We start from the raw sequence: 22,977 nt of genomic DNA, 5'->3' as shown, positions 1-22,977 counted from the left end.
GCATGATCGGTGAGGTGAAAGCCGTCGCTGCAGGCTGCATCGCCGCCGCCAGTTTGGCTCTGACCGTCACGTCGGCCGCGCCCGCCGCTGCCCGGCCGTCCGAGCCCGGAGTGGTGAACTACGCGGTGCTCAACAAGGGTTCCGTCGGCAACATCGTCGGCGCGCGTCTGGGCGTCGAGTCGACGTTCACGGCGCCGTTCCAGGCGTACTGGGTCGACAATCCGGTCTGCAACAACTGGGCCGACATCGGGTTGCCCGAGGTGTACCTCGATCCCGACCTCGCCGCGTTCAACGGCGCGACGGCCCAGGAATCCCCATCCGACATGACGCACTTCGTCAAACAGGCGGTCGGCGTCTTCGCCACGCCCGAGGCCGCCGGCCGCGCGTATCACCGCGTCGTCGATCGGACCGTCGGCTGCAGCGGCCAGACCACAGCGATGCATCTCGACAACGGCGCCACCCAGGTGTGGAGCTTCACGGGCGGGCCCGCCGGCGCCGACCAGGCCGACTGGGTCAAGCAGGAGATCGGAGCCGATCGGCGGTGCTTCGTCACCACCCGGCTGCGGGAGAACGTGCTGCTGCAGGCCAAGGTCTGTCAATCAGGCAACGGCGGACCCGCGGTCAACGTGCTCGCCGGCGCGATGCAGAACACCCTCGGCCAGTAACGCTGCACGCCCGGATGGGCACGTCATAGGTGTGTCACGCCGCCGAGGGGGGAATTGTCGGTGCGGTCTGGAAGATAAAAGGGAAGACTCGTCACGCAGATCGTCAACGATGGAAAGAGGGGGCTGATATGGCCCGCACCATGCCGTGCGACGTTTCCCACGGCAACACCCTCACCAGCGCCGAAGCCGCCGCCGAACGTCTCGTGGCGAGCTGCCTGGTCGACGGGCCGGTCGGCGGGGTGGGGCTGGAGGTCGAGGCGCACTGCTTCGTCCTGGCCGATCCGCAGCGCCGTCCCGGCTGGGACGAGCTGACCGCGACCATCGCGACGCTGCCGTCGCTCCCTGGCGGCAGCGTCGTCACCGTGGAGCCCGGAGGGGCGGTCGAACTGTCGGGTCCTCCTGCGGCCGATCCCGTCGCCGCGATCGCGGCGATGCGCGCGGATCGCGTTGCGCTGCGCTCGGTCTTCCGCGAGGCCGGCTTCGGACTGGTACTCCTCGGCGCTGATCCGCTGCGCCCGCCGCGCCGGGTCAACCCGGGCGGCCGGTACCAGGCCATGGAGCGCTTCTTCGAGACCAGCGGCACCGGGGAGGCCGGCGCGGCGATGATGACGTCCACGGCGTCGATCCAGGTCAACCTCGAGGCGGGGCCGCGGTCGCAGTGGGCGCAGCGGGTCCGGTTGGCGCACGCTCTCGGCCCCACGATGATCGCGGTCGCGGCGAACTCGCCGGTGCTCGGCGGCGGCTTCACCGGTTGGCAGTCCTCCCGGCAGCGGGTGTGGGGGCAACTCGACTCGGCACGATGCGGGCCCGTGCTCGGCGCCAGCGGCGACGACCCGGCCAGCGATTGGGCGCGGTATGCGCTGCGTGCGCCGGTGATGCTGGTGAACAGTCCGGACCCTGAGCCGGTCACGGAATGGGTGCCGTTCGCGGACTGGGCCGACGGGCGGGTGCTGCTCGGCGGGCGGCGGCCCACCAAGGCCGACCTCGACTACCACCTGACCACGCTGTTTCCGCCGGTGCGCCCGCGCGGCTTCATGGAGATCCGCTATCTGGACAGCGTGCCGGACGCGTTGTGGCCCGCGGTGGCGTGGACACTGACGGACCTGCTGGACGATCCGGCCGCCGCCGACATCGCCGCGGAAGCCACCGAGGAAGTCGCGACGGCATGGGATCGCGCGGCGCGAATCGGTCTGGCCGATCGACACCTGCATGCGGCGGCGCTGACCTGTGTGACCGCTGCCGCCGAGCGGGCGCCATCGGAGCTGACGGAATCGATGGACCTACTGGTGCGTTCGGTCGAGCGAGGCCGCTGCGCCGCCGACGACTTCGCCGACCGCGTGGTCAGTTCCGGCATCGCCACGGCGATCACCGAGATGGCAGAAGGGGACCTGTGACGACCCGCGAGCTCCTGGCCGAGGAACTGACCACCGCCCGGCACCGCACCCTGCGATTGGTCGATTTCGACGACGCGGAGGTGCGTCGGCAGTACGACCCCCTGATGAGCCCGCTGGTCTGGGACCTCGCGCACATCGGCCAGCAGGAGGAGCTGTGGCTGCTGCGGGGCGGCAACCCCGATCGCCCGGGCATGCTGACCCGCCAGGTCGATCAGCTCTACGACGCGTTCGTGCATTCGCGGGCCAGCCGGGTGGACCTGCCGCTGCTGCCGCCCGCCGACGCGCGCGCCTACTGCGCCACGGTGCGCAACAAGGTGCTCGACGCTCTCGATGCGCTGCCCGACGACCACCCCGAGGCGTTCACGTTCGGGATGGTGGCCAGCCACGAGAACCAGCACGACGAGACCATGTTGCAGGCCCTGAACCTGCGCTCGGGCGCCCCGCTGCTGGACCGCGGCGCCGCGTTGCCCGCCGGTCGCCCCGGGCTGGCCGGCACATGGGTCGAGGTGCCGGCCGGTGAGTTCGTGCTCGGCGTCGACCCGGCCGCGGAGCCTTTCTCTTTGGACAACGAGCGGCCCGCGCACACGGTCGACGTTCCCGCGTTCCGCATCGGCCGGGTGCCCGTCACCAACGGCGAATGGCAGCAGTTCATCGACGACGGTGGATACGACGAGCGCCGCTGGTGGACGGACGCCGGGTGGGCCCATCGTCAGCAGGCCGGGGTGATCGCGCCGCAGTTCTGGAACACCGGGACACTGGCCGGCACCCGCACCCGCTTCGGCCACATCGAGGACATCCCCGCCGACGAGCCCGTACAGCACGTCGACTTCCACGAAGCGCAGGCGTACGCGGCGTGGGCCGGTGCCCGGCTCCCCACCGAGATCGAGTGGGAGAAGGCATGCGCGTGGGACCCGGAGGTCGGCCGGCGCCGGCGCTACCCGTGGGGCTCGGACACCCCGTCGGCCGAGCGGGTCAACCTCGGTGGTGACGCGCTGCGGCCGGCTCCGGTCGGCGCCTACCCCGGCGGTGCGTCGGCCTACGGCGCCGAACAGATGCTCGGTGACGTGTGGGAATGGACCACCTCGACGTTGCGGCCGTGGCCGGGGTTCACGCCGATGGTGTACGAGCAGTACTCGAGCCCGTTCTTCGACGGCATCACCTCCGGCGACTATCGCGTGCTGCGCGGCGGGTCGTGGGCGGTGGCACCCGGCATCCTGCGGCCGAGCTTCCGGAACTGGGACCACCCGATCCGCAGGCAGATCTTCTCGGGTGTGCGGTTGGCCTGGGATGTGTAGGCACCTGGCCTGGCTGGGCCAGCCGGTGACGGTGGCCTCGCTGATGCTCGAGCCGCCGTCCGCGCTACTGGTGCAGTCGTATGCACCCCGCCGACAGAAGCACGGGCTGATGAACGCCGACGGCTGGGGCGCAGGGTTTTTCGACGGCACGAACCCGCGACGGTGGCGCAGCGCTGCGCCGCTGTGGGGTGACGTGTCGTTCGCGTCGGTGGCGCCGGCGCTGAGCAGCTCGTGCGTGGTCGCCGCGGTCCGATCGGCCAGCGTCGGAATGCCGATCGAACCCTCTGCGTCGGCGCCGTTCACCGACGGGACGTGGTTGCTGTCGCACAACGGGCTCGTCGATCGCGCGGTGCTGCCGTTGTCACCGCACGCCGAGTCGACCAACGACAGTGCGCTACTGGCCGCCCTCATCTTCGAGCGGGGGTTGGATGCGCTCGGAGACACCGTGGCCGCAATCGCCGCCGACGACCCGAATGCCCGGCTGAACATCGTGGCGGGTAACGGTTCTCGACTGCTGGCCACCACCTGGGGCGACACCCTGTCGGTGCTGCGCAGACCTGACGGCGTGGTGCTGGCGAGCGAACCCTATGACGATGATCCGGCGTGGCAGGAGATTCCCGACCGCCATCTTGTCGAGGTCATCGGCCACCACGTCGACCTCTCACCGTTGAAAGGATCGTGATGACTTTCTCGCTGGAGAACTACCTGGCCGCAGACGCCGCCGAGGCCGCGTTGCGCCGCGATGTGCGCGACGGGCTCACCGGCGACCCGAAGTCGTTGCCGCCCAAGTGGTTCTACGACTCGGTCGGCAGTGATCTATTCGATCAGATCACCCGGTTGCCGGAGTACTACCCGACGCGCGCCGAGGCGCAGATCCTCACCGCGCGGGCAGGGGAGATCGCTGCCGCCTCGGGAGCGGACACGCTCGTGGAATTGGGCAGTGGGACCTCGGAGAAGACCCGGCGGCTGCTCGACGCGATGCGTGAGCGCGGTGCCTTGCGCAGGTTCATCCCGTTCGACGTCGACGCCACGGTGCTCGAAGCTGCGGGCGCAGCGATCTCCGATGAGTACCCGGGCATCGAGATCGCCGCCGTGTGCGGTGATTTCGAGGAGCACCTGGGCAAGATCCCGGCCACCGGGCGGCGCCTGGTGGCGTTCCTGGGCTCCACGATCGGCAACCTGACCGCAGGCCCGCGCGCGGAGTTCCTCTCGTCGGTCGCGGCGATGATGCAGCCCGGTGACACCCTGCTGCTCGGCACCGATCTGGTCAAGGACACCGAGCGGCTGGTCCGCGCCTACGACGACAGCGCCGGGGTGACGGCGCGGTTCAATCTCAACGTGCTCGCCGTGGTGAACCGGGAACTCGGGGCAGATTTCGACGCCTCCGCGTTCACCCATGTCGCCCGGTGGAACGCGGAGGAGGAACGCATCGAGATGTGGCTGCGCTCCGATCGCGCGCAGCGGGTGCACATCCCGGCGCTCGAGCTGTCGGTCGACTTCGCCGACGGCGAGGAGATGCTCACCGAGGTGTCGTGCAAGTTCCGGCCGGCCGGCGTGGACGCCGAACTGCGGGCGGCTGGATTGACCCGCACGCAGTGGTGGACCGACGAGGCGGGCGACTTCGGGTTGTCGCTGGCGGTGAAGTGACACTCGCGCAGCAGTGGCGGGCCGCGCGCCCGCCGGCGGCCGGCGTGCACCTGGACAGCGCCGCGTGTTCGCGCCAGAGTGTGGCAGCCCTCGAGGCTGCGGCGCAGCACGCCAGGCATGAGGCGGAGGTCGGCGGTTACGTCGCCGCCGTCGCGGCGGCACCGGTGGTGGACGCGGGCCGCGCGGCGATGCAGGCGCTGGCCGGGATGGCCGATGCAGAGGTGTTCTTCACCACGGGGTCCAACAATGCGCTCGACATCCTGCTCTCCGACTGGGCGGGCGATCGTGTGATCGCGTGTCTGACCGGCGAGTACGGTCCGAACCTGGCGATCATGGCCCGCCACGGCTTCGAGATCCGCGAGCTGCCCGTCGACGGATTCGGGCGGCTCGACCTCGACGCCGTCGGCGCGGTCCTGTCCAACGACCCGCCCGCGCTGGTGCACCTGACGATGCTGGGCAGCCACAGCGGGGTGGTCCAACCGGCACGTGAGCTCGCAGGCGCGTGTCGCAGTCAGGGCCTGCCGCTGATCGTCGACGCGGCGCAGGGCTTCGCGCACCTCGACTGCACAGGCATCGGGGCCGACGCGATCTATTCGTCGTCGCGGAAGTGGTCGGCCGGACCGCGCGGCGTCGGCGTGCTCGCCACGCGACCCGGGCTGCTGTCGGAGGACATGCAGGCGCGGATCGCGCACGCCGAAACCAGCGTCGCCAACCATGTGGGGTTCTCGGTGGCCATCGGCGAACACGTCGCCGCCGGACCGGCGAACATCCAGGCCCGGCTGCGCGAGGTCGGCGCGCAGACCCGCCGTGCGCTGGCCGACGTGCCGGGTTGGCACGTGCGAGAGAACGTCGACGAACCGAGCGCGATCACGACGCTGACCCCGCCCGACGGCGTCGACGCCGCGGCGGTGCGCGCGGACCTGATCGTCCAGCACGGAATCCTCACCACGTTCATCGGCGTCGAGCGCGCGCCGAAGGAGATGACGCGTCCCGCCCTGCGCGTCTCACCGCACGTCGACGTCACCGACGACGACCTGGGGACGCTCGTCGAGGCATTGGTGGCCGTCACGCGGGTGTGACACGGCGCACTTCTGGTTATCCCTGCTGCACCATCACTGGAGGGGGACGCCACGATGACCGCCGCCGAGGCCGACACACCGGACACACCCGAGAAGTCCGGGAAGAAGCGCGACCGGACGCACTGGCTCTACATCATGGTGATCGTCGCGGTGATCGCCGGCATCATCGTCGGTCTGGTGGCCCCCGAGGTCGCCGGATCGCTCGGGGTGCTGGGGGAGCTGTTCGTCAAGCTGATCAAGATGATGATCGTCCCGGTCATCTTCTGCACCGTGGTCTTGGGCATCGGCAAGGTGAAGGCCGCGACCGCGGTGGGCAAGGTCGGCGGGCTGGCCATCGCTTACTTCCTGGTGATGTCGACCGTGGCGCTGGCGATCGGCCTGGTGGTCGGCAACATCATCAGCCCCGGCACCGGGTTGAACGTGCCCAACGATCCCGGCAAGGGCGTCGAGCTGGCCGGTGAAGCCGAATCTGCCGGCGGCACAATGGACTTCATCGCCAACATCATCCCGTCCACACTGTTCTCCTCGGTCACCGAGGGCAACGTGTTGCAAGCGCTGTTCGTGGCGTTGCTCGTCGGCTTCGGCATCCAGTCGCTGGGCGCCACCGGGGAGCCGCTGCTGCGCGGCATCGAGGCGCTGCAGAAGCTGGTGTTCAAAATCCTGATCGGCGTGCTGTGGCTGGCACCGATCGGTGCCTTCGGCGCCATCGCCGCGGTGGTCGGCGACACCGGTTTCGAAGCGGTCATCCAGCTCGGGGTGCTGATGGCCGCCTTCTATCTGACGTGCGTGATCTTCGTCTTCGGCGTGCTGGGCGCGTTGTTGTGGACCGTGGCGCGGGTGTCGGTGTTCAAGCTGGCCCGGTACCTCGCGCGGGAGTACCTGCTGATCGTCGCGACGTCGTCGTCGGAATCCGCGCTGCCGCGGTTGATCGCGAAGATGGAGCACGCCGGCGTCAAACCCGCGACCGTCGGCATCGTCGTGCCCACCGGCTACTCCTTCAACCTCGACGGCACCGCCATCTACCTGACCATGGCCTCGCTATTCATCGCCGACGCACTGGGTGACCCGCTGTCCATCCCCGAACAGCTCGGGCTCCTCGCGTTCATGATCGTCGCGTCCAAGGGGGCGGCCGGTGTCAGCGGCGCCGGGCTGGCCACGCTGGCCGCCGGCCTGCAGAGCCACCGACCCGAGCTGCTCGACGGCGTCGGGATCATCGTCGGCATCGACCGGTTCATGTCGGAAGCGCGGGCGCTGACCAACTTCTCCGGCAACGCCGTCGCCACCCTGCTGGTGGGGCACTGGACGCACAGCGTCGACGAGGAGCGGTTGCGCGACGTGCTCGACGGGAACCGTCCGTTCGACGAATCCACGATGGTCGACGACCACGACACCAGCGACCGGCCCAAGGAGACCTCTCCGACCGGATAGGTGGGGCCCTGCCCGCCCGTCCGCACTTGCGCTGCCCGACGATTCGGTTGTGCCCGTGAGCTGTTCTCCAGCTCACATCTGCCGTGCCATGGTGGTCCCCGACACCACCGTCGAGCACCGCAGAGAGGACCCCGCCATGAAGGTCGAAGATCTTCTGAAGCCCTTCCCCATCAAGGAGTTTCACCCCTTCCCTCGCGCCATGATGGGGCCCGGCGCGCATGAGATGGTCGGCCCGGAGGCCCTCAAGATGGGCTTCAAGCGGGTGCTGCTGATGAGCTCGGGCCTGCGCGGCACCGACATCGTGCACAACATGGCCGAGTCGCTGAAGTGGCACGGCCTCGAGGTCGTCGTCTACGACCAGGTGGAGTCCAATCCCAAGGACTACAACGTGATGGACTCGGTGAAGCTGTACCAGGAGAACGAGTGCGACAGCTTCATCTCCATCGGAGGCGGCTCCACCCACGACGCCTGTAAGGGCGCCCGCATCTCGATCGCCCATGACGGCCGCAACGTCAACGACTTCGAGGGCTTCAACAAGAGCGAGAACCCCAAGAACCCGCCGCACATCGCGATCTCCACCACCGCGGGCACCGGGTCGGAGACCTCGTGGGCCTACGTCATCACCGACACCACCACCGACCCGGACAACCCGCACAAGTACGTCGCGTTCGACGACGCCTCGGTGGCGACGCTGGCGGTCGACGACCCGGTGCTGTACTACGAATGCCCCGTCGACTACACCGCCCAGTGCGGCTTCGACGTGCTCGCCCACGCCTCCGAGCCGTACGTGTCCCGGCTGAACTTCGAACCGTCGCTGGGCAACGCGATCCGCGCGATCAAGCTGACCGCGGAGAACCTGCGCGAAGCCACCTGGAACGGAACGGATCTCAAGGGCCGCGAGGGCATGATGTACGCGCAGTACATCGCCGCGCAGGCCTTCAACTCCGGTGGTCTCGGCATCATCCACTCGATCTCCCACGCGGTCAGCGCCTTCTACGACACCCACCACGGCCTCAACAACGCGATCGCGCTGCCGCGCGTATGGGCGTTCAACATGCCGGTGGCGTACAAGCGCTTCGCCGACATCGCCCAGGCGATGGGTGTGGACACCTACGGCATGACCGACGTGCAGGCCGCCGACGCGGCGCTGGCCGCGGCGATCCGACTGCTGCGCGATGTGAACATCATCGAGCGCTTCGTCGACGTGAAGCAGGACAGCTACTCCAAGAACCGACTGGGCAAGGGCCCCACCAAGTTCTACGAGAACGCGCCGGTGATCAAGGGCGACAAGGCTGACGTCGACCGCATCACCAACCACGTACTCGGCGACGCCTGCACGCCGGGCAACGCCAAGGAGTGCACGTTCGACACCGTGCGTCCGGTGGTCGAGCACTGCATGAACGGCAGCCTCGACGAGCTGCTGCCCTGACATGTTGACTTCGGTGGAGCAGGTGCGCGAGGCGCTCGCCGGCGAGGGATACGTCGCCGACGAGCGCCTGGCCACCACGGTGTTCCTGCAGACCCGTCTCGACAAGCCGCTGCTGATCGAGGGACCGGCCGGCGTCGGGAAGACCGAGTTGGCCAAGGTGCTGGCGGCAGCCACCGGGCGGCGGCTGCTGCGCCTCCAGTGCTACGAGGGCCAGGACGAGACCAAGGCGCTCTACGAGTGGGATTACGGCAAGCAGCTGCTGTACACCCAGATCCTGCGGGAGAAGATCGGGCAGCTGGTGGCCGATGCGACGGACCTCGACGAGGCTGTCGAGCGCATCGGGACCCAGGAGAGCGTGTTCTTCTCCGACCGTTTCCTGGCGCCGCGACCTCTGCTCGAGGCGGTGCGGTCCGACGAACCGGTGGTGCTGCTGATTGACGAGATCGACCGCGCTGACGAGGCACTGGAAGCGGTGCTGCTCGAACTGCTTGGGGAATACCAGGTTTCGGTCCCCGAGCTGGGAACGTTCACCGCGAACCACGCGCCGTATGTGATCCTCACGTCGAACAACACCCGCGACCTGGCGGCGGCCCTGAAACGACGCTGCCTGCACCTGTTCCTCGACTACCCGGCGGCGGAACGGGAACTGCAGATCGTGCAGTCGAAGAACACCGGGCTCTCCGATGCGCTCGCCACCCAGCTCGTCGAGGTGGTACGTGGGCTCCGCGAACTGGAACTGCGCAAGGCACCCAGCATCTCCGAGACCATCGACTGGGCGCGCACCCTGGCCGTGCTCGGTGTGGACGACCTGTCGGCCCAGGTGCTCTCGGACACGGTGTCGGTGGTGGTCAAGTACGACAAGGACGTCCGCAAAGCGCTGGATGCGCTGCCGCGCCTGGTCGATCCGAATGCGACAGTGTCGGAACACAAGCACAACCACCACGATCACGGCCACCACCACGATCATGACCATCCGCACGGTCACGATCACGACCACGACCACGGGGACGACGGCCGGGCCGCGCGACTGGCCAAGGACAAACCCGGTCGCTTCACCGACGGCTACTACGGCACCCCGAAAAGGTCAGAGACCGCGACCTTGGGCCGACGCCGGGCACTGTGACCGATGGAAGCCACACTGCACCGGTTCGTCCGGCTGCTCCGCCTCGGCGGGGTGCGCGTCTCGATCCCCGAGGTGACTGACGCGATGCGGTGCGCTGGGCAGCCCGGTGTGTTGTCGTCCCGGGCTGTCCTGCGCACCGCACTGCGGGTGGCGTTGGTCAAAGACGAGCGGGACGGACCGATCTTCGACGAGATCTTCGATGCGTTCTTCAGCCTCGTGCGCGTCGGAGGCGACGACCGTGGGCACGGGCACACCCACGCCCACGATGACCTCGTCGACACCGGGCAGCTCGAATCCTTCACGCTCTCAGAGCAACCCAGTGAGACCCCGGAGCAGGGTCACGAGCACGGCAAGCCGTCGAGTATCCGTGACTACTTCAAACAGGAGGACCTCGCGCAGCGCTACAACCTGCATCAGGAGGCCAACAAGATCGACCTGGCGGCCCTGACCGACGAGATAGCGTTCAGCGATCAGGCTCGCGCAGGCGCCGACGATGCCTATCGGGTGCAGCTGTCCACCGACCGGCTGCACGGTGCATCGACCGTGGGCACCCTGTCGACATCGGCAGGCACCGCTGTCGACGCCGAGCTAACCATCGCCCAGCAGGAGGCGCTCCTGGGTTGGCTGGACGGCGAATTCGGGGATCAGGCCGGCGACGGCGACGATGCGGCTGCGCTGCGCCGGCGGCTGGCCGGGGTGCTGGAGAATCTGCCGCAGGCGCTCAAGCGTCACCTCGAGGCGCTGCTGGCGCTGGAGACCGCGATCGTCGAGACGCGTGAGCGGCGCGAGGCCCGGGTGGACCGGATCGGGGAGGCCGAACGAGCCGACCTCGAGGACTCGCTGCGCCGGCTCGCCCGCACGCTGCACGGCGCATTGACCCACCGGCGACGGGTCGCTGCCGCGGGACGTGTCGACTCCGGTCAGACGATGCGCCGGAACATGCGCTTCGACGGTGTGCCGTTCATGCCCGTCACCGTGCGGCGCGCCGAGGACCGGCCGAGGCTGGTCGTGCTGGCCGATGTGAGCCTGTCGGTGCGGGCGACGTCACGGTTCACCCTGAGCCTGGTGCACGGCCTGCAGGACCTGTTCACCCAGGTCAGGTCGTTCGTCTTCGTCGCCGACATCGCCGAGACCACCGAGCTGTTCCGCGACCAGCCCGGTGACCGGGCGCTGGGCCAGATCTTCGGCGGGGACGTGATCGACACGGCGGCGAACTCCGACTACGGCAGCGTCTTCGTCGACTTCCTCGCCGAGCACTCGTCGGCGGTGACCCGGCGCACCACGGTGCTGGTACTCGGCGACGGCCGCACGAACGGCCGCGACCCCAACCTCGCGGCCTTCGAGGAGATCACCCGCCGCGCGCGCGAAACCGTGTGGCTCACCCCAGAACCGCGCTACTCCTGGGGCCTGGGCAGCTGCGATCTACCCCGCTACGCCGAGTTTTGCGACCGGGTCCGGGTGGTGGCCGACCTGACGGGCCTGGAAAGCGCCGCCCACGAATTCGCGGCGGAAGCCGTGGGCAGGTGAGGCATGGGTCGTACCCTGAAAACGCGCGATCGCACCACGTGACCGCGGCCCGGGTTGGCGAGGCGAAATGACGACAGGACACACGCACACGGCGGTCGAGTCACGGCTGCTGAAGTTCCACGCCCCCGAGATCGTGTTCGGGGTGTCCTCGATGGTCGAGGCGGCCCACGCGGCGATGCGGCTTGGCGCGATGCGGCCGATGCTGGTCACCGATCCCGGACTGATCGAGGCCGGCTGGGCCGACGAGATGGTCGGCCACCTCGCCGAGCAGGGCATCGCGACGCGGCTGTGGCACGACCTGACGCCCAACCCCAAAGACCACGAAATCGCCGCGGGCTTCGAGCGCTACGCCGAGTACGGCTGCGACGTGCTGGTGGCCGTCGGCGGCGGATCGGTGATCGACGCCGCCAAAGGCGTGGCGATCCTGGCGGCCAACGGCGGCGACATCCTGGACTACGAAGGCGTGGACAAGGCCGAGATGCCGATCCCGCCGCTGGTGGTCGTGCCGTCCACCTCCGGCACCGGCGCCGACGTCTCGCAGTTCTGCATCGTCACCGACACCACCCGCAACACCAAGATCACGATCCTCGGCCGGGCGCTGGTGCCCGACATCACCGTCATCGACCCGCGGCTGCTGACCACGATGCCGGACTGGCTCAACGCCGCCACCGGCCTGGACGCCCTCACCCACGGCATCGAGGCGTTCGTCTCGCTGGGGCACAACCAGCTCACCGATCACCACGCGCTGCGGGCCGTGCAGATGGTGACCGACAACCTGGCCGACACCCTCTCCCGGCCCGACGAGATGTCGTCGCGCGTGCTGATGGCGCAGGCCGCGCTCGAGGCGGGGCTGGCCTTCACCAACGCGATCCTGGGCGCCACCCACGCGATGAGCCACCAGGTGGGCGGACTGCTCGACCTGCCGCACGGCGTCGTCAACGGCGTGCTGCTGCCGCACGTGATCCGGTTCAACGCCGAAGCCGACCCCGAGCCGTACAAGACCATCGCGACCTTCCTCGGGGTGGCCGATAAGGGGGCGCCGGCGGTCGAAGCGGCACTGGCGCTGGCCGATCGCATCGACGCGCTGGCCCGCGACGTCGGGGTGCCCCGCGGGCTCGCCGAACTGGGAGTGCAGCCCGAGGACCTGCCTCGGCTGGCCGAGACCGCGCTGTCGGATGCCTGCATGAGCACCAACCCGCGACCCGCCGACGTGGCCCAGATGCACGCCCTGTTCCAGGCGGCGATGTGAGATGACCGCCGCCGACGCCGGGCCGCCGGACCTGGCCAGGCTCACCGGGCTGCGTTCGGGCAAAGGCCGCTTCTACTCCGAATTGCGAGTCACCGCAGCGCGATTGGATCGGGTGATGGTGGCGCTGGACACCATCTCGCGCGCGCTGGTGCAGACGATCGACGGCCCCGAGAAGCTCGTCCGTGCCGTGGCAGAGGCGGCCCGCGCCACCCTGGACGCCGACTGGGTGCTGCTCGCCCTGGCCGACGGCGCGCTGCCCGAAGCCAGTGTGCGGCATCTGATCCTGGATTCCGGGGGAGTGTCGTATGCGTTCGAGGGACTGTGTGACGCCCGCGATCCGGGGGCCGCGCTGCCCGACGCGGTCCTCAACCGGCTCAACGACATCCTGCGGGGACAGCTCGCCGCGTTCCGGCTCCCGGTGATCGAGAAGCAGCACGCGCATGTACCGATCGAACTCGACGGCACGGTGATCGGAGCGTTCGCGGCCTGGACTCCGCCCCACCGGACGCTCGACGGCACCGACGCGATGGTGATGCGCATCCTCGCCAGCCAGACCGCCGTGGCGCTGCAGAACTCGGCGCTGTTCACCAAATCGGTGTCCCTGCTGGCACAGTCCGAGGCGCGCAACGCCGAGCTGCTGGCCACCCAGCGTGAACTGGGGGCGGTCCAGCGCCACCAGGTGCTCAACTCCGAACGTCACCGCATCGCGCGGGAGCTCCACGACAGCGTCGCGCAGACGGTGCTGTCCGCCGGCATGCAGATCGAGGTCTGTCGCAGCGAAATATCATCGCAATCAGACGAACTGGCGGGTCGGTTGGACCTGGCCAAGGAACTCACCCGGTCGGCCACCGAGCAGTTGCGTTCGGCGATCTATGCGCTGAACCAGCCCGCCGACGCGCAACGGTCCAGTCTGGCTGCGATGCTCGGCCAGCTCGCCACCGTGCACATGCCCGAGGATCTGCGGGTCACGCTGCGCGTCGACGGGTATGCCCGTGAACTGCCCAGCGATGTCGAGCACGCGCTGCTGAGGATCGCGGGGGAGGCGCTGTTCAACACCGCGATGCACGGTCACGCCACCCGGGCCAATGTGCGGCTGACCTACCGGCAGGATGCGGTCTCGCTCTCGATCGCCGACGACGGCACCGGTGACCCGGACAAGCTCCGCCTGATGCTGCGGATGGCCGAGGCCGCCGATGTCGACGGCCGGCACCGCGGCCTGGCCAACATGGCCGCACGTGCGGCCGGGCACGGAGGCACCTTCGGCGTGTACCGCTCCCGCCTCGGCGGCGTCCGCGTCGTGGCCCGCATTCCCTATCGTGCAACGGATCTCGCAGAAAGCCGGACGCCATGACACCCATCAGGCTGGTCCTCGTCGACGACCACGCGATCCTGCGTCAGGGCCTGCGCTCGGTCCTCGAACGTGCCGACGACCTCGTCGTGGTCGGCGAGGCCGCCTCGGAGACCGAGGCGGAGGCCGTCGTACGCGCCACGTCTCCCGACGTGGTCCTGCTGGACCTCAAGCTGTCGGCGGGTTCGGAGTTCGAGGGACTGACTTTGTGCGGCAAGCTCTCCGCTGCGTATCCGGATCTGGGCCTGCTGATCCTCACCACGTTCCTCGACGAGGACCTGGTGGTGCGGGCGGTGCACGCCGGTGCCCGCGGCTATGTGGTCAAAGACGTCGACACCACCGAGCTGGTGCGCGCGATCCGCGCCATTTCGGCCGGAGACAGCGCGTTCGATTCACGCAGCGCCGCAGCGGTGGTCCGGTCCCTGTCAGGACGCGGTGAACCCAAGGCGCAGCTCACCGACCGGGAAGTGGAGGTGCTCCGACTCCTGGCTGCAGGGTTGTCCAACAACAAGATCGGCGAGAAGCTCTACATCTCCGCGACCACGGCGAAGTTCCACGTCAGTAACATCATGCGCAAGCTCGAGGTGAGCAGGCGCGCCGAGGCGGTGTACGCCGCGAGCAAGCGGGGTCTGATCTAGCGATCGAGGATCAGCCAACCGCCGTGCAGTTCGAAGGTGCGCGCGCTGACGGTCGGGTGCCGGCGCATCAGGTCGTCGGCGAGCCGCTGCATCCGGGGCACGTCGAACCGCTGCACGTGGCCGTAGCACTCCCGCGGCTCGTCTTCGAACGGGACTGCGATCACCACGCGGCGGCGTGCCAGCCGCAGGGCTTCATCGCAGACGGCGATCATCACGCCGTCCGGGACGTGCTCGATCAGGTGCAGCGCGGTGACGGTGTCGACACTGCCTGACGGCAGCGGCACGGCCGTCGCATCGCAGGCCAGCGTGGTCAACGGCCGCTGCAATCGCGGGCTGACGGCGGTCAGCAGCCGCATCGTCGAGCCGTTGAGATCGGTTGCCGTCACGTCGATCTGGCGCGCCATGCGCAGCGGGAAGAAGCCGAAGCACGAGCCCAGATCGAGCAGCCGATCCCCTCGCACCTGTGCCTGCGCTTCGGCGTGGATGGGCCCGAAGGCGGTGTCGCCCCGTTCGAGCGCGCGCAGCGAGTTGCGATAGAACCGCAGCCACGACGCCAGGCTCCCGTCGACGGTCGAGCGCACCACACCCGTGAACACCAACTCGAATTCGGCTTGTCCGCGCAGCATCTCGGTGTCGACCAGGTACTCGGTCAGTAGCGATGTCAGTGCATCGGAGAGCTCGGCGGGGCTCAGATCGTGCTCGACGGAGAGCAGATCGTCGCGACGTTGCACACAGAACCGGCCGGCGCACACCGTCGCCGAGCTGCGGTGGGGCCGATGCGGGCCGCGCCGGCGGCTGACCCGGATGTGCTGGCCTCTCCACAGTCCCCGAGGTGACGGTGCCAGCGGATCGAGTTGCGCTGCTTGCATGTTCGACAACGCTAGGAGGCGGTGCGGGGGATTCGCGTGCCCCGATCGGGCGCGATGTGAGGTCCGCCCGGGTGGGTGGCTACTGCCCGATCGGTGAGTTCTTCTGAGCCGTTCCTGCTTCTAGCGTTGACGGCAACGAGATGTGAAGGAGTCACCATGGCCGCCTGGTTCGAAACCGTCGCCGACGCGCAGCGACGAGCCCGAAAGCGTTTGCCGCCCAGCGTCTACAGCGCACTCGTCGCAGGTTCGGAGAAGGGTGTGACGGTGTCGGACAACACCGCCGCTTTCGCCGAGCTGGGTTTCGCGCCCCACGTGGCGGGCCTGTCCGGTAAGCGGGACATGGCGACCACGGTGATGGGGCAGGCGATCTCGCTGCCTGTGCTGATCTCGCCGACCGGTGTGCAGGCCGTGCACCCGGACGGGGAGGTGGCGGTGGCGCGCGCGGCCGCGGCGCGCGGCACCGCGATCGGTCTGTCCTCGTTCGCGAGCAAGCCCATCGAAAAGGTCACAGCAGCCAACCCGGCCACGTTCTTCCAGATGTACTGGACCGGTGGCCTCGACAAGCTGCTGGCCCGCATGGAACGTGCGCGGAGCGCAGGTGCGGTGGGTCTGATCATCACCACCGACTGGTCGTTCTCCAACGGCAGGGACTGGGGGAGCCCGGCGATCCCCGAACGGATGGACCTCAAGGCGATGATGCGGTTCGCGCCGGAGGGAATCCGCAGGCCGCGTTGGCTTCTCGAGTTCGCGAAGACGGGGCGGGTACCCGACCTGACCGCGCCGAATCTCGCCGACGGCGGTGCGGCACCGACCTTTTTCGGTGCCTACGGCGAATGGATGCAGACACCGCTGCCGACCTGGGAGGACATCGCCTGGCTGCGGGAGCAGTGGGGCGGCCCGTTCATGCTCAAGGGGGTGATGCGCGTCGACGACGCTCGGCGGGCGGTCGACGCCGGCGTCACCGCGATCTCGGTGTCCAACCACGGCGGCAACAACCTCGATGGCACACCGGCCCCGATCCGCGCGCTGCCGGCCATCGCCGAGGCGGTCGGCGACGACGTGGAGATCGTGCTCGACGGCGGGATCCGCCGCGGCTCCGACGTCGTCAAGGCGGTGGCGCTCGGCGCCCGAGCGGTGATGATCGGGCGTGCCTACCTGTGGGGCCTGGCGGCCGGCGGGCAGGCCGGTGTCGAGAACGTCCTCGACATCTTGCGCGGCGGCATCGATTCGGCACTGCTGGGGCTCGGGTTGTCCTCCATTCAGGAGTTGGAGGCCACGAGTGTCATTGTGCCCCCGGCCTTTCGGAGAGACCTGGGCGGCTAAGCCGGTTTGTGGGCGGTGAGCAGGAACGCGCTCATCTTCGCCCGGCCCTTGTCGTCGCGGGCGTGCGGCGGCAGAGGAACCTCGGCGGGCATCTTCGCGTGGATGAAGGCCGGCCGGATCTCGTCGATGTCCCAGTACTTGCCGACGACGTCGCGAAGTTCGTCCTCGGTGACCTCGTTGGGCTTCTGCTCGACATCGGCCGGGAACGCGCCGCGCGCGAACACCAGGATGAAGTAGGTCGCGCCCGGTGCTGCGGCGCGGTGCACCGCCTGCACGTAGCCGTCGCGGCCCTCGAGCGGCAGCGAATGGAACAGCGTCGAGTCGATCACCGTCGAGAACCGGCCGTCGAACCCGGTGAAGGACGTGATGTCCGCGGCGAGGAACGTCGCGCCGGTCAGGCCGCGCTCCTGCGCCGCCGCCGTCGCAGCGGCGATGGCGGTCGGGGAGAGGTCGATCCCGGTCACGGTGTAGCCCTGCGCCGCCAGCGCCAGCGACAACTCGGCATGGCCGCAACCGGCGTCGAGTACCTCGCTGCGCACCCGCCCCGCGTCGATCAGGGCCGCGAGTTCGGGCTGCGGCTCACCGATGTTCCACGGTGGCTCAGCGGCGAAATCACTTTCGCCCCGATATGCGCTGTCCCAGTCCATGTCGTGGAGGTTGTCGGTCATGACCACAAGCTACGCGCCGAGCGGGAAGATCCGGCCGCGCCCGAGGCTTGAAGAAGGCAACACCGGCCACTGAAAGGCGGACCGACCATGATCAGGCCCCTGACCATTCCCCGCGGCTCCTTCGACCTCGCGGGTCTGCTCCACCTACCCGACGACCAGGGATCGTTTCCGGCGGTGGTGCTCTCCACCCCGGGCAGCAGCGTGAAGGAGCAGATCGGCGCCAACTATGCGTCCCGGTTGGCTGACCGGGGCATCGCCGCTCTCGTCTTCGATCCGGCGTATCAGGGAGAGAGCGGCGGGACGCCCAGGGATCTGGAAGACCCGTACCGTCGCGGCGAGGACATCTCGTTCGCCATCGATGCGCTCCAACGGGTGCCCGAGATCGATCCCGGGCGCATCGGGGTGCTCGGCATCTGCGCCGGCGGTGGCTACGCCGTGCACACCGCGCGCACCGATCACCGCATCCGCGCGGTCGGCACCGTGGTCGCGGGCAACTTGGGTGAGAGCTGGCGGTCGGCGGCCTTCGCCCCTGACGGCCCCGCTGCGGCACTCGACCGTCTTGCGGCAGAGCGCACCCGCGAGGTCCGGACCGGCCGGCTCGACCGCCTCAACTGGTTACCCGACACCGCCGAGGACGCCGTGGCCGCGGGCGTCACCGACATCGACAACACCCAGGCGATCGAGTACTACCGGACGCCGCGGGGCGGGCACCCGCGGTCGACGAACCGGCGGCTGGCCCGAAGCGATGCGCTGCTGATCGGCTACGACGCGTTCCACCTCGTGGACCGGCTGCTGACCCAGCCTCTACAGGTCATCGTCGCCGGGCGCCGGGGCGTGACCATGTCCTACGAGGCGGGCATGACACTGTGGGCGATGGCGCCGAATCCGATCGACCTGATGGTCATCGAGGGTGCCGGTCACTACGAGATGTACGACGTCCCGGAGTACGTCGACCAGGCCGTCGATCGACTGGCTGACTTCTACCGCGAACACCTGCGCGCGATCACGTAGGCAGCTCCCACGTGTGCACCGGATCGTTGGAGTGCATGCGCTCGCAGTACAGACGCAGCATCTCGGCCAGCGCCGCCGGCCGGCTCATACCGTGACCCTGCAGAGCCGCCACCGCCGCCGTCTGCCACACCGCGCCGTTGCGGCCCGACTTGGCGCGGCCCTCGATCACCCCGAGGTAGCGGTCGCGCACCTCAGCGGCCACCTCCCAGCGGCGCAGCCCCTCGTCGGCCAACGGCAGCAGATGCCGCAGCACCAACTCGTCGGGGGTGACCTCGCCAGCGCCCGGCCAGTACAGGCGCGCGTCCAGACCGTACTGGGCGGCAGCCTCGAAATTCGCCTGTGCCGTCGAGAAACTCAGCTTGGTCCACAGGGGGCGGTCCTCCTCGGACAGCGCCCGCAGCGCGCCGTAGTAGAACGCCGCGTTGGCCATCATGTCGACCACCGTCGGCCCCGCGGGCAGGACGCGGTTTTCCACCCGCAGATGCGGGCGGCCGGCCACCACGTCGTACACCGGCCGGTTCCAGCGGTAGATGGTGCCGTTGTGCAGCCGCAGCTCCGACAGCGTCGGTGTCCGGCCGGCGGCGAGTTCGGCGACCGGATCCTCGTCGGACAGCTCGGGCAGCAGTGACGGGAAGTACCGCACGTTCTCCTCGAACAGATCGAAGATGGAGGTGATCCACCGTTCCCCGAACCACACCCGCGGCCGCACCCCCTGCGTCTTCAGCTCGTCGGGGCGGGTGTCGGTGGCCTGGGCGAACAGCTCGATGCGCGTTTCGGCCCACAGCCGGTGGCCGAAGAAGTACGGCGAGTTGGCGCCCAGCGCGAGCTGCGGCCCGGCCAGCACCTGGGCGGCGTTCCAGTTGTTCGCGAAGTCGCCGGGTGACACCTGTAGGTGCAATTGCATACTGGTGCAGGCAGATTCGGGGGCGATCGAGGCGGTCTGCAGGCTCAGCCGTTCCGGACCGTGGATGTCGATGTCGATGTCCTCACCGCGCGCGGTGAAGATCGAGTCATTGAGCGCCTGATAGCGGGTCGACTCACTCATCCAGTGCCCGGACAGATGCTGGGGCATCAGCGTGGGCAGGATGCCGACCATCACGATGTGCGAACCGTCGCTGTTGGCTTTCGCCTCCGCGGCGTTCAGGCTGGCCCGCACCTCGCCCTCGAGGTCGAGTGCCGCGCGGCCGGGTAGCCGGCGCGGTGGCACGTTGAACTCGATGTTGTAGGCGCCGAGCTCCGTTTGATACGCGGGATCGGCGATCGCGGCGAGCACCTCGGAGTTGTTCATCGCGGGCTGATAGTCGGCGTCGACCAAGTTGCACTCGATCTCCATGCCGGTGAGCGGCTTCTCGAAGTCGAAGCTGGACTGCGCCAGCATCGTCTCGAACACGTCGAGGCACAGCTGCACCTTGCGCCGGTACTCGCGGCGATGCTCGCGAGTGAACTCGGTCTGCGTCAGTTCCTCGCCCACGACAGCCATTCAACGCCATCGCCCGCGATCGGGCGGCACAGTTGGCCGGCAAGGGTCTCAGCCAGCGCGGGTCGCGAGCATCACCTGCGGGCTGAGGCAGCCGCCGCGCAGTTCGACGTGCATGTCCGGATCGGCGTGGCGGGCCAGCGCGCGCAGCGCCGACGGGCTGTACGCCCGCAGCGAGCTGATCACGCCATCGTGGGCGAACGGCAGGAACGGGGCGAGTGGCAGCATCGTCGCCAGCCGGGCCAGGTGCAGCGGTGCGGGCGGCCGGGGTAAGTCGATGATCAGCAGTGTGGTGGCCGCGCGGGTGCCCTCGGCGAGGACCGCCGCCGCGTCCGTCGGCGACAGGTGGTGGAACGACAGCGCGAACACCGCGAGATCGAACGCGCCGTCATCGGCGTCGAGGGCGGTGGCATCCATCTGTGCGACGGTGGCGCGGGGATGGGCGCCCAGCTCGGCGGTGATGGCCGCGACAGATTCGGGAGCGACGTCGGTGACGGTGACGCGGGCGCTCGGATGCCACTCGAGGAGCCGACGCGACAAGCCGCCGTGTCCGGCACCCAGCTCGAGAATTCGCGGGTCGGGCACGTCGGCGACCTGTTCGAGCGCGAGGGTGGCGAACCGGTCGTGGTTGCCGAACACATCACCGGTCCAGTCCAGCGCGCGGATCACGCTGCGCTTGATCTGCGGATCGACGTCGTCGCGGTCCAGGTACTCCTGGCGGTCGGTCTCCAACAGACGATCCAGGCAGGACGCCTTGGGGCCGCCGCGGGGCATGTCCGCCAGGCGCGCGACGTCGCTCGCGGTGGTCAGGGCCCCACCTGGAACGGCACGACGGGCGGCAGACCGCCGCCGGGCATGGTGAACAACTCGGGGATCTGCGGCCGCTCGGTGGGCACCTTCGCCCCGTCGCGGTACACGAGCGTGCCGGTGTAGACGCCGTCGTCGTACCCGTCGTAGTAGAAACTGCCCGCGACGATGTACTGGCATTCGGCGTGTGTCGCGGTCACGGGGACGTAGACGCCGCCGAATTCGGGGTTTTCGCAACCGCTCCGCGGGTCGACGGGTGGGGGCGCCGGCTGGGCGAGGGCGGGCCCGCTGAGCAGGAGCGACGCGGCCGCTGCGGCGGCCATGAGACCGGCGAGCCTGTGGTGGCGGGGTCGAATGTTGATGATCGGCACCTTTCGTCGCGCCTTCGCGAACTCTAGCGCGACCCGGCGAGGTGTTCGGCCGATCGGCCCGGCCCGGTAGTTCATCATGGACGGATGGCCGACTTCGTCGCAGCAATCGACCAGGGCACCACCAGCACCCGGTGCATGATCTTCGACCACGACGGCGCCGAGGTGGGCCGCCATCAACTCGAACACGAGCAGATCCTGCCGCGCGCCGGCTGGGTCGAGCACAACCCCGTGGAGATCTGGGAGCGCACCGGTTCGGTGCTGGCGACGGCGCTGAACAAGACGAACCTGGCCGCCGGCGACCTCGCCGCGCTCGGCATCACCAACCAGCGCGAGACGTCGCTGGTGTGGAATCGCAAAACGGGACGTCCGTACTACAACGCGATCGTGTGGCAGGACACCCGCACCGACCGCATCGCCTCGGCGCTGGACCGCGACGAGCGCGGCGACATCATCCGCCGCAAGGCAGGCCTGCCGCCGGCCACCTACTTCGCGGGCGGCAAGGTGCAGTGGATCCTCGACAACGTCGACGGGGTACGCGACGACGCCGAGAAGGGTGACGCCATCTTCGGCACCACCGACACCTGGGTGCTGTGGAATCTCACCGGAGGGCACCGCGGCGGAGTGCACGTCACCGACGTCACCAACGCCAGCCGCACGATGCTGATGAATCTCGAGACGCTCGACTGGGACGACGAACTGCTCTCGTTCTTCGGCATCCCGCGTCAGATGCTGCCCGAGATCCGGCCGTCGTCGGTGACCGAACCGTTCGGTACCACCCTGGACACCGGCCCCGCCGACGGCGAGATCCCGATCACCGGCATCCTCGGCGACCAGCAGGCGGCGATGGTCGGACAGGTCTGCCTCGCCGAAGGCGAAGCCAAGAACACCTATGGCACAGGCAATTTCCTGCTCCTCAACACCGGGGAGAAGATCGTCCGCTCCGACAACGGACTGTTGACCACCGTGTGCTACCAGTTCGGTGACTCGAAACCCGTGTACGCGCTGGAGGGTTCGATCGCAGTGACCGGCTCGGCGGTGCAGTGGCTGCGCGACCAACTCGGCATCATCAGCGGAGCGTCGCAGAGCGAGTCCCTGGCCCGCCAGGTGGAGGACAACGGCGGCGTCTACTTCGTCCCCGCGTTCTCGGGTCTCTTTGCGCCGTATTGGCGTTCGGATGCGCGCGGCGCGATCGTCGGGCTGTCCCGCTACAACACCAACGCGCACGTGGCCCGCGCGACGCTCGAGGCGATCTGCTACCAGAGCCGCGACGTCGTCGACGCGATGGAGGCCGACTCCGGGGTGCACCTGGAGGTGCTCAAGGTCGACGGCGGTATCACCGCCAACGACCTGTGCATGCAGATCCAGGCCGATGTGCTCGGCGTCGACGTGGTGAAGCCCGTGGTCGCCGAGACCACGGCGCTGGGCGCGGCCTATGCCGCGGGCCTCGGCGTCGGGTTCTGGGAGGGCGCCGACGATCTGCGCGCGAATTGGCAGGAGGACAAGTGCTGGTCGCCGGACTGGTCCGATGACCAGCGCGCCGAGGGATACGAGGGGTGGCAGAAGGCGGTGTCCCGCACGCTGGACTGGGTCGACGTCGAGTGATTTCGGCGTGCTTGTCAACGCTGAGCG

General features: G+C 69.0%; 21 protein-coding genes. 16 read left to right on the top strand and 5 right to left on the bottom strand.

Translation table 11 applies throughout. The annotated features are described in order from the left end of the window. The first annotated feature begins 2 nt into the window (after window positions 1-2). The 13 genes from ACZ50N_RS24410 to ACZ50N_RS24350 all read left to right on the top strand — a co-directional run bounded on the left by ACZ50N_RS24410 (window position 3) and on the right by ACZ50N_RS24350 (window position 14,822). Complete coding sequence (locus tag ACZ50N_RS24410; RefSeq protein ID WP_073684589.1) at window positions 3-665, top strand: sensor domain-containing protein; 663 nt, start codon at window positions 3-5, stop codon at window positions 663-665. Window positions 666-793: 128 nt separating this feature from the next. After that, entirely contained in the window at window positions 794-2,059 is a 1,266-nt protein-coding gene (gene egtA, locus ACZ50N_RS24405) for an ergothioneine biosynthesis glutamate--cysteine ligase EgtA (protein ID WP_464473995.1), read from the top strand. Further along, on the top strand, window positions 2,056-3,354 hold the full coding sequence (egtB, locus tag ACZ50N_RS24400) for an ergothioneine biosynthesis protein EgtB (protein WP_133414590.1): 1,299 nt from the start codon (window positions 2,056-2,058) through the stop codon (window positions 3,352-3,354). Before egtA ends, egtB begins: the two co-directional genes overlap by 4 nt. Further along, window positions 3,347-4,036, top strand: coding sequence for an ergothioneine biosynthesis protein EgtC (gene egtC / locus ACZ50N_RS24395; RefSeq protein ID WP_464473994.1), 690 nt, complete (start codon window positions 3,347-3,349; stop codon window positions 4,034-4,036). The genes egtB and egtC overlap by 8 nt, the downstream gene beginning before the upstream one ends. Further along, the gene (egtD, locus tag ACZ50N_RS24390; protein WP_464473993.1) at window positions 4,036-5,001 is read left to right on the top strand and encodes an L-histidine N(alpha)-methyltransferase; all 966 of its coding nucleotides are present in this window, start codon (window positions 4,036-4,038) and stop codon (window positions 4,999-5,001) included. The genes egtC and egtD overlap by 1 nt, the downstream gene beginning before the upstream one ends. Then, window positions 4,998-6,080: an ergothioneine biosynthesis PLP-dependent enzyme EgtE gene (egtE, locus tag ACZ50N_RS24385; RefSeq protein WP_464473992.1), complete on the top strand. Its 1,083-nt coding sequence runs from the start codon at window positions 4,998-5,000 to the stop codon at window positions 6,078-6,080. Before egtD ends, egtE begins: the two co-directional genes overlap by 4 nt. A 54-nt stretch (window positions 6,081-6,134) precedes the next feature. Further along, the gene (locus ACZ50N_RS24380) at window positions 6,135-7,508 is read left to right on the top strand and encodes a cation:dicarboxylate symporter family transporter (protein ID WP_464473991.1); all 1,374 of its coding nucleotides are present in this window, start codon (window positions 6,135-6,137) and stop codon (window positions 7,506-7,508) included. 136 nt (window positions 7,509-7,644) lie between these two features. After that, entirely contained in the window at window positions 7,645-8,937 is a 1,293-nt protein-coding gene (gene mdo / locus ACZ50N_RS24375) for an NDMA-dependent methanol dehydrogenase (RefSeq protein ID WP_046364053.1), read from the top strand. Window position 8,938: 1 nt separating this feature from the next. Continuing rightward, window positions 8,939-10,060, top strand: coding sequence for an AAA family ATPase (locus ACZ50N_RS24370; protein WP_464473990.1), 1,122 nt, complete (start codon window positions 8,939-8,941; stop codon window positions 10,058-10,060). A 3-nt stretch (window positions 10,061-10,063) separates the two neighbouring features. Then, complete coding sequence (locus ACZ50N_RS24365; RefSeq protein WP_464473989.1) at window positions 10,064-11,587, top strand: VWA domain-containing protein; 1,524 nt, start codon at window positions 10,064-10,066, stop codon at window positions 11,585-11,587. Between the two features lie 67 nt (window positions 11,588-11,654). Next, complete coding sequence (locus tag ACZ50N_RS24360) at window positions 11,655-12,836, top strand: iron-containing alcohol dehydrogenase (protein WP_048422574.1); 1,182 nt, start codon at window positions 11,655-11,657, stop codon at window positions 12,834-12,836. A 1-nt stretch (window position 12,837) separates the two neighbouring features. Then, on the top strand, window positions 12,838-14,187 hold the full coding sequence (locus ACZ50N_RS24355; RefSeq protein WP_073684462.1) for a MadS family sensor histidine kinase: 1,350 nt from the start codon (window positions 12,838-12,840) through the stop codon (window positions 14,185-14,187). Further along, on the top strand, window positions 14,184-14,822 hold the full coding sequence (locus ACZ50N_RS24350; protein ID WP_073684463.1) for a MadR family response regulator transcription factor: 639 nt from the start codon (window positions 14,184-14,186) through the stop codon (window positions 14,820-14,822). The genes ACZ50N_RS24355 and ACZ50N_RS24350 overlap by 4 nt, the downstream gene beginning before the upstream one ends. On the opposite strand, the gene mftM is transcribed toward ACZ50N_RS24350, so the two are convergent. Further along, the gene (gene mftM, locus ACZ50N_RS24345; RefSeq protein ID WP_464473988.1) at window positions 14,819-15,691 is read right to left on the bottom strand and encodes a mycofactocin oligosaccharide methyltransferase MftM; all 873 of its coding nucleotides are present in this window, start codon (window positions 15,689-15,691) and stop codon (window positions 14,819-14,821) included. The genes ACZ50N_RS24350 and mftM overlap by 4 nt on opposite strands. 156 nt (window positions 15,692-15,847) lie before the next feature. Here mftM and mftD point away from each other — a divergent pair, with 156 nt between their 5' ends. Next, the gene (gene mftD, locus ACZ50N_RS24340; RefSeq protein ID WP_464473987.1) at window positions 15,848-17,014 is read left to right on the top strand and encodes a pre-mycofactocin synthase MftD; all 1,167 of its coding nucleotides are present in this window, start codon (window positions 15,848-15,850) and stop codon (window positions 17,012-17,014) included. Here the strand turns inward: mftD and ACZ50N_RS24335 are convergent. Then, window positions 17,011-17,661 (bottom strand): class I SAM-dependent methyltransferase, encoded by a 651-nt coding sequence (locus ACZ50N_RS24335; RefSeq protein WP_073684473.1) that lies wholly within the window; start codon window positions 17,659-17,661, stop codon window positions 17,011-17,013. The genes mftD and ACZ50N_RS24335 overlap by 4 nt on opposite strands. A 108-nt stretch (window positions 17,662-17,769) precedes the next feature. Between ACZ50N_RS24335 and ACZ50N_RS24330 the strand changes: the two genes are divergently transcribed. Continuing rightward, window positions 17,770-18,693 (top strand): alpha/beta hydrolase, encoded by a 924-nt coding sequence (locus ACZ50N_RS24330; protein WP_464473986.1) that lies wholly within the window; start codon window positions 17,770-17,772, stop codon window positions 18,691-18,693. Here the strand turns inward: ACZ50N_RS24330 and ACZ50N_RS24325 are convergent. The 3 genes from ACZ50N_RS24325 to ACZ50N_RS24315 are packed head-to-tail and all read right to left on the bottom strand — an operon-like array spanning window position 18,686 to window position 21,300. Next, complete coding sequence (locus ACZ50N_RS24325) at window positions 18,686-20,173, bottom strand: glutamate-cysteine ligase family protein (protein ID WP_133414583.1); 1,488 nt, start codon at window positions 20,171-20,173, stop codon at window positions 18,686-18,688. The two genes, ACZ50N_RS24330 and ACZ50N_RS24325, sit on opposite strands and share 8 nt — an antisense overlap. Window positions 20,174-20,221: 48 nt before the next feature. Then, on the bottom strand, window positions 20,222-20,944 hold the full coding sequence (locus ACZ50N_RS24320) for a class I SAM-dependent methyltransferase (protein WP_464473985.1): 723 nt from the start codon (window positions 20,942-20,944) through the stop codon (window positions 20,222-20,224). Between the two features lie 32 nt (window positions 20,945-20,976). Beyond that, a complete protein-coding gene (locus ACZ50N_RS24315) occupies window positions 20,977-21,300 on the bottom strand; it encodes a hypothetical protein (RefSeq protein WP_277243105.1) in 324 nt (107 codons plus the stop codon). A 132-nt stretch (window positions 21,301-21,432) separates the two neighbouring features. Between ACZ50N_RS24315 and glpK the strand changes: the two genes are divergently transcribed. Beyond that, complete coding sequence (glpK, locus tag ACZ50N_RS24310; protein WP_464473984.1) at window positions 21,433-22,950, top strand: glycerol kinase GlpK; 1,518 nt, start codon at window positions 21,433-21,435, stop codon at window positions 22,948-22,950. The last annotated feature ends 27 nt before the right edge of the window (window positions 22,951-22,977 follow it).

Source organism: Mycolicibacterium obuense, assembly GCF_055397605.1.
Note: the sequence above shows the minus strand (reverse complement) of the source record. Positions and strands in the feature narration are given on the sequence as shown.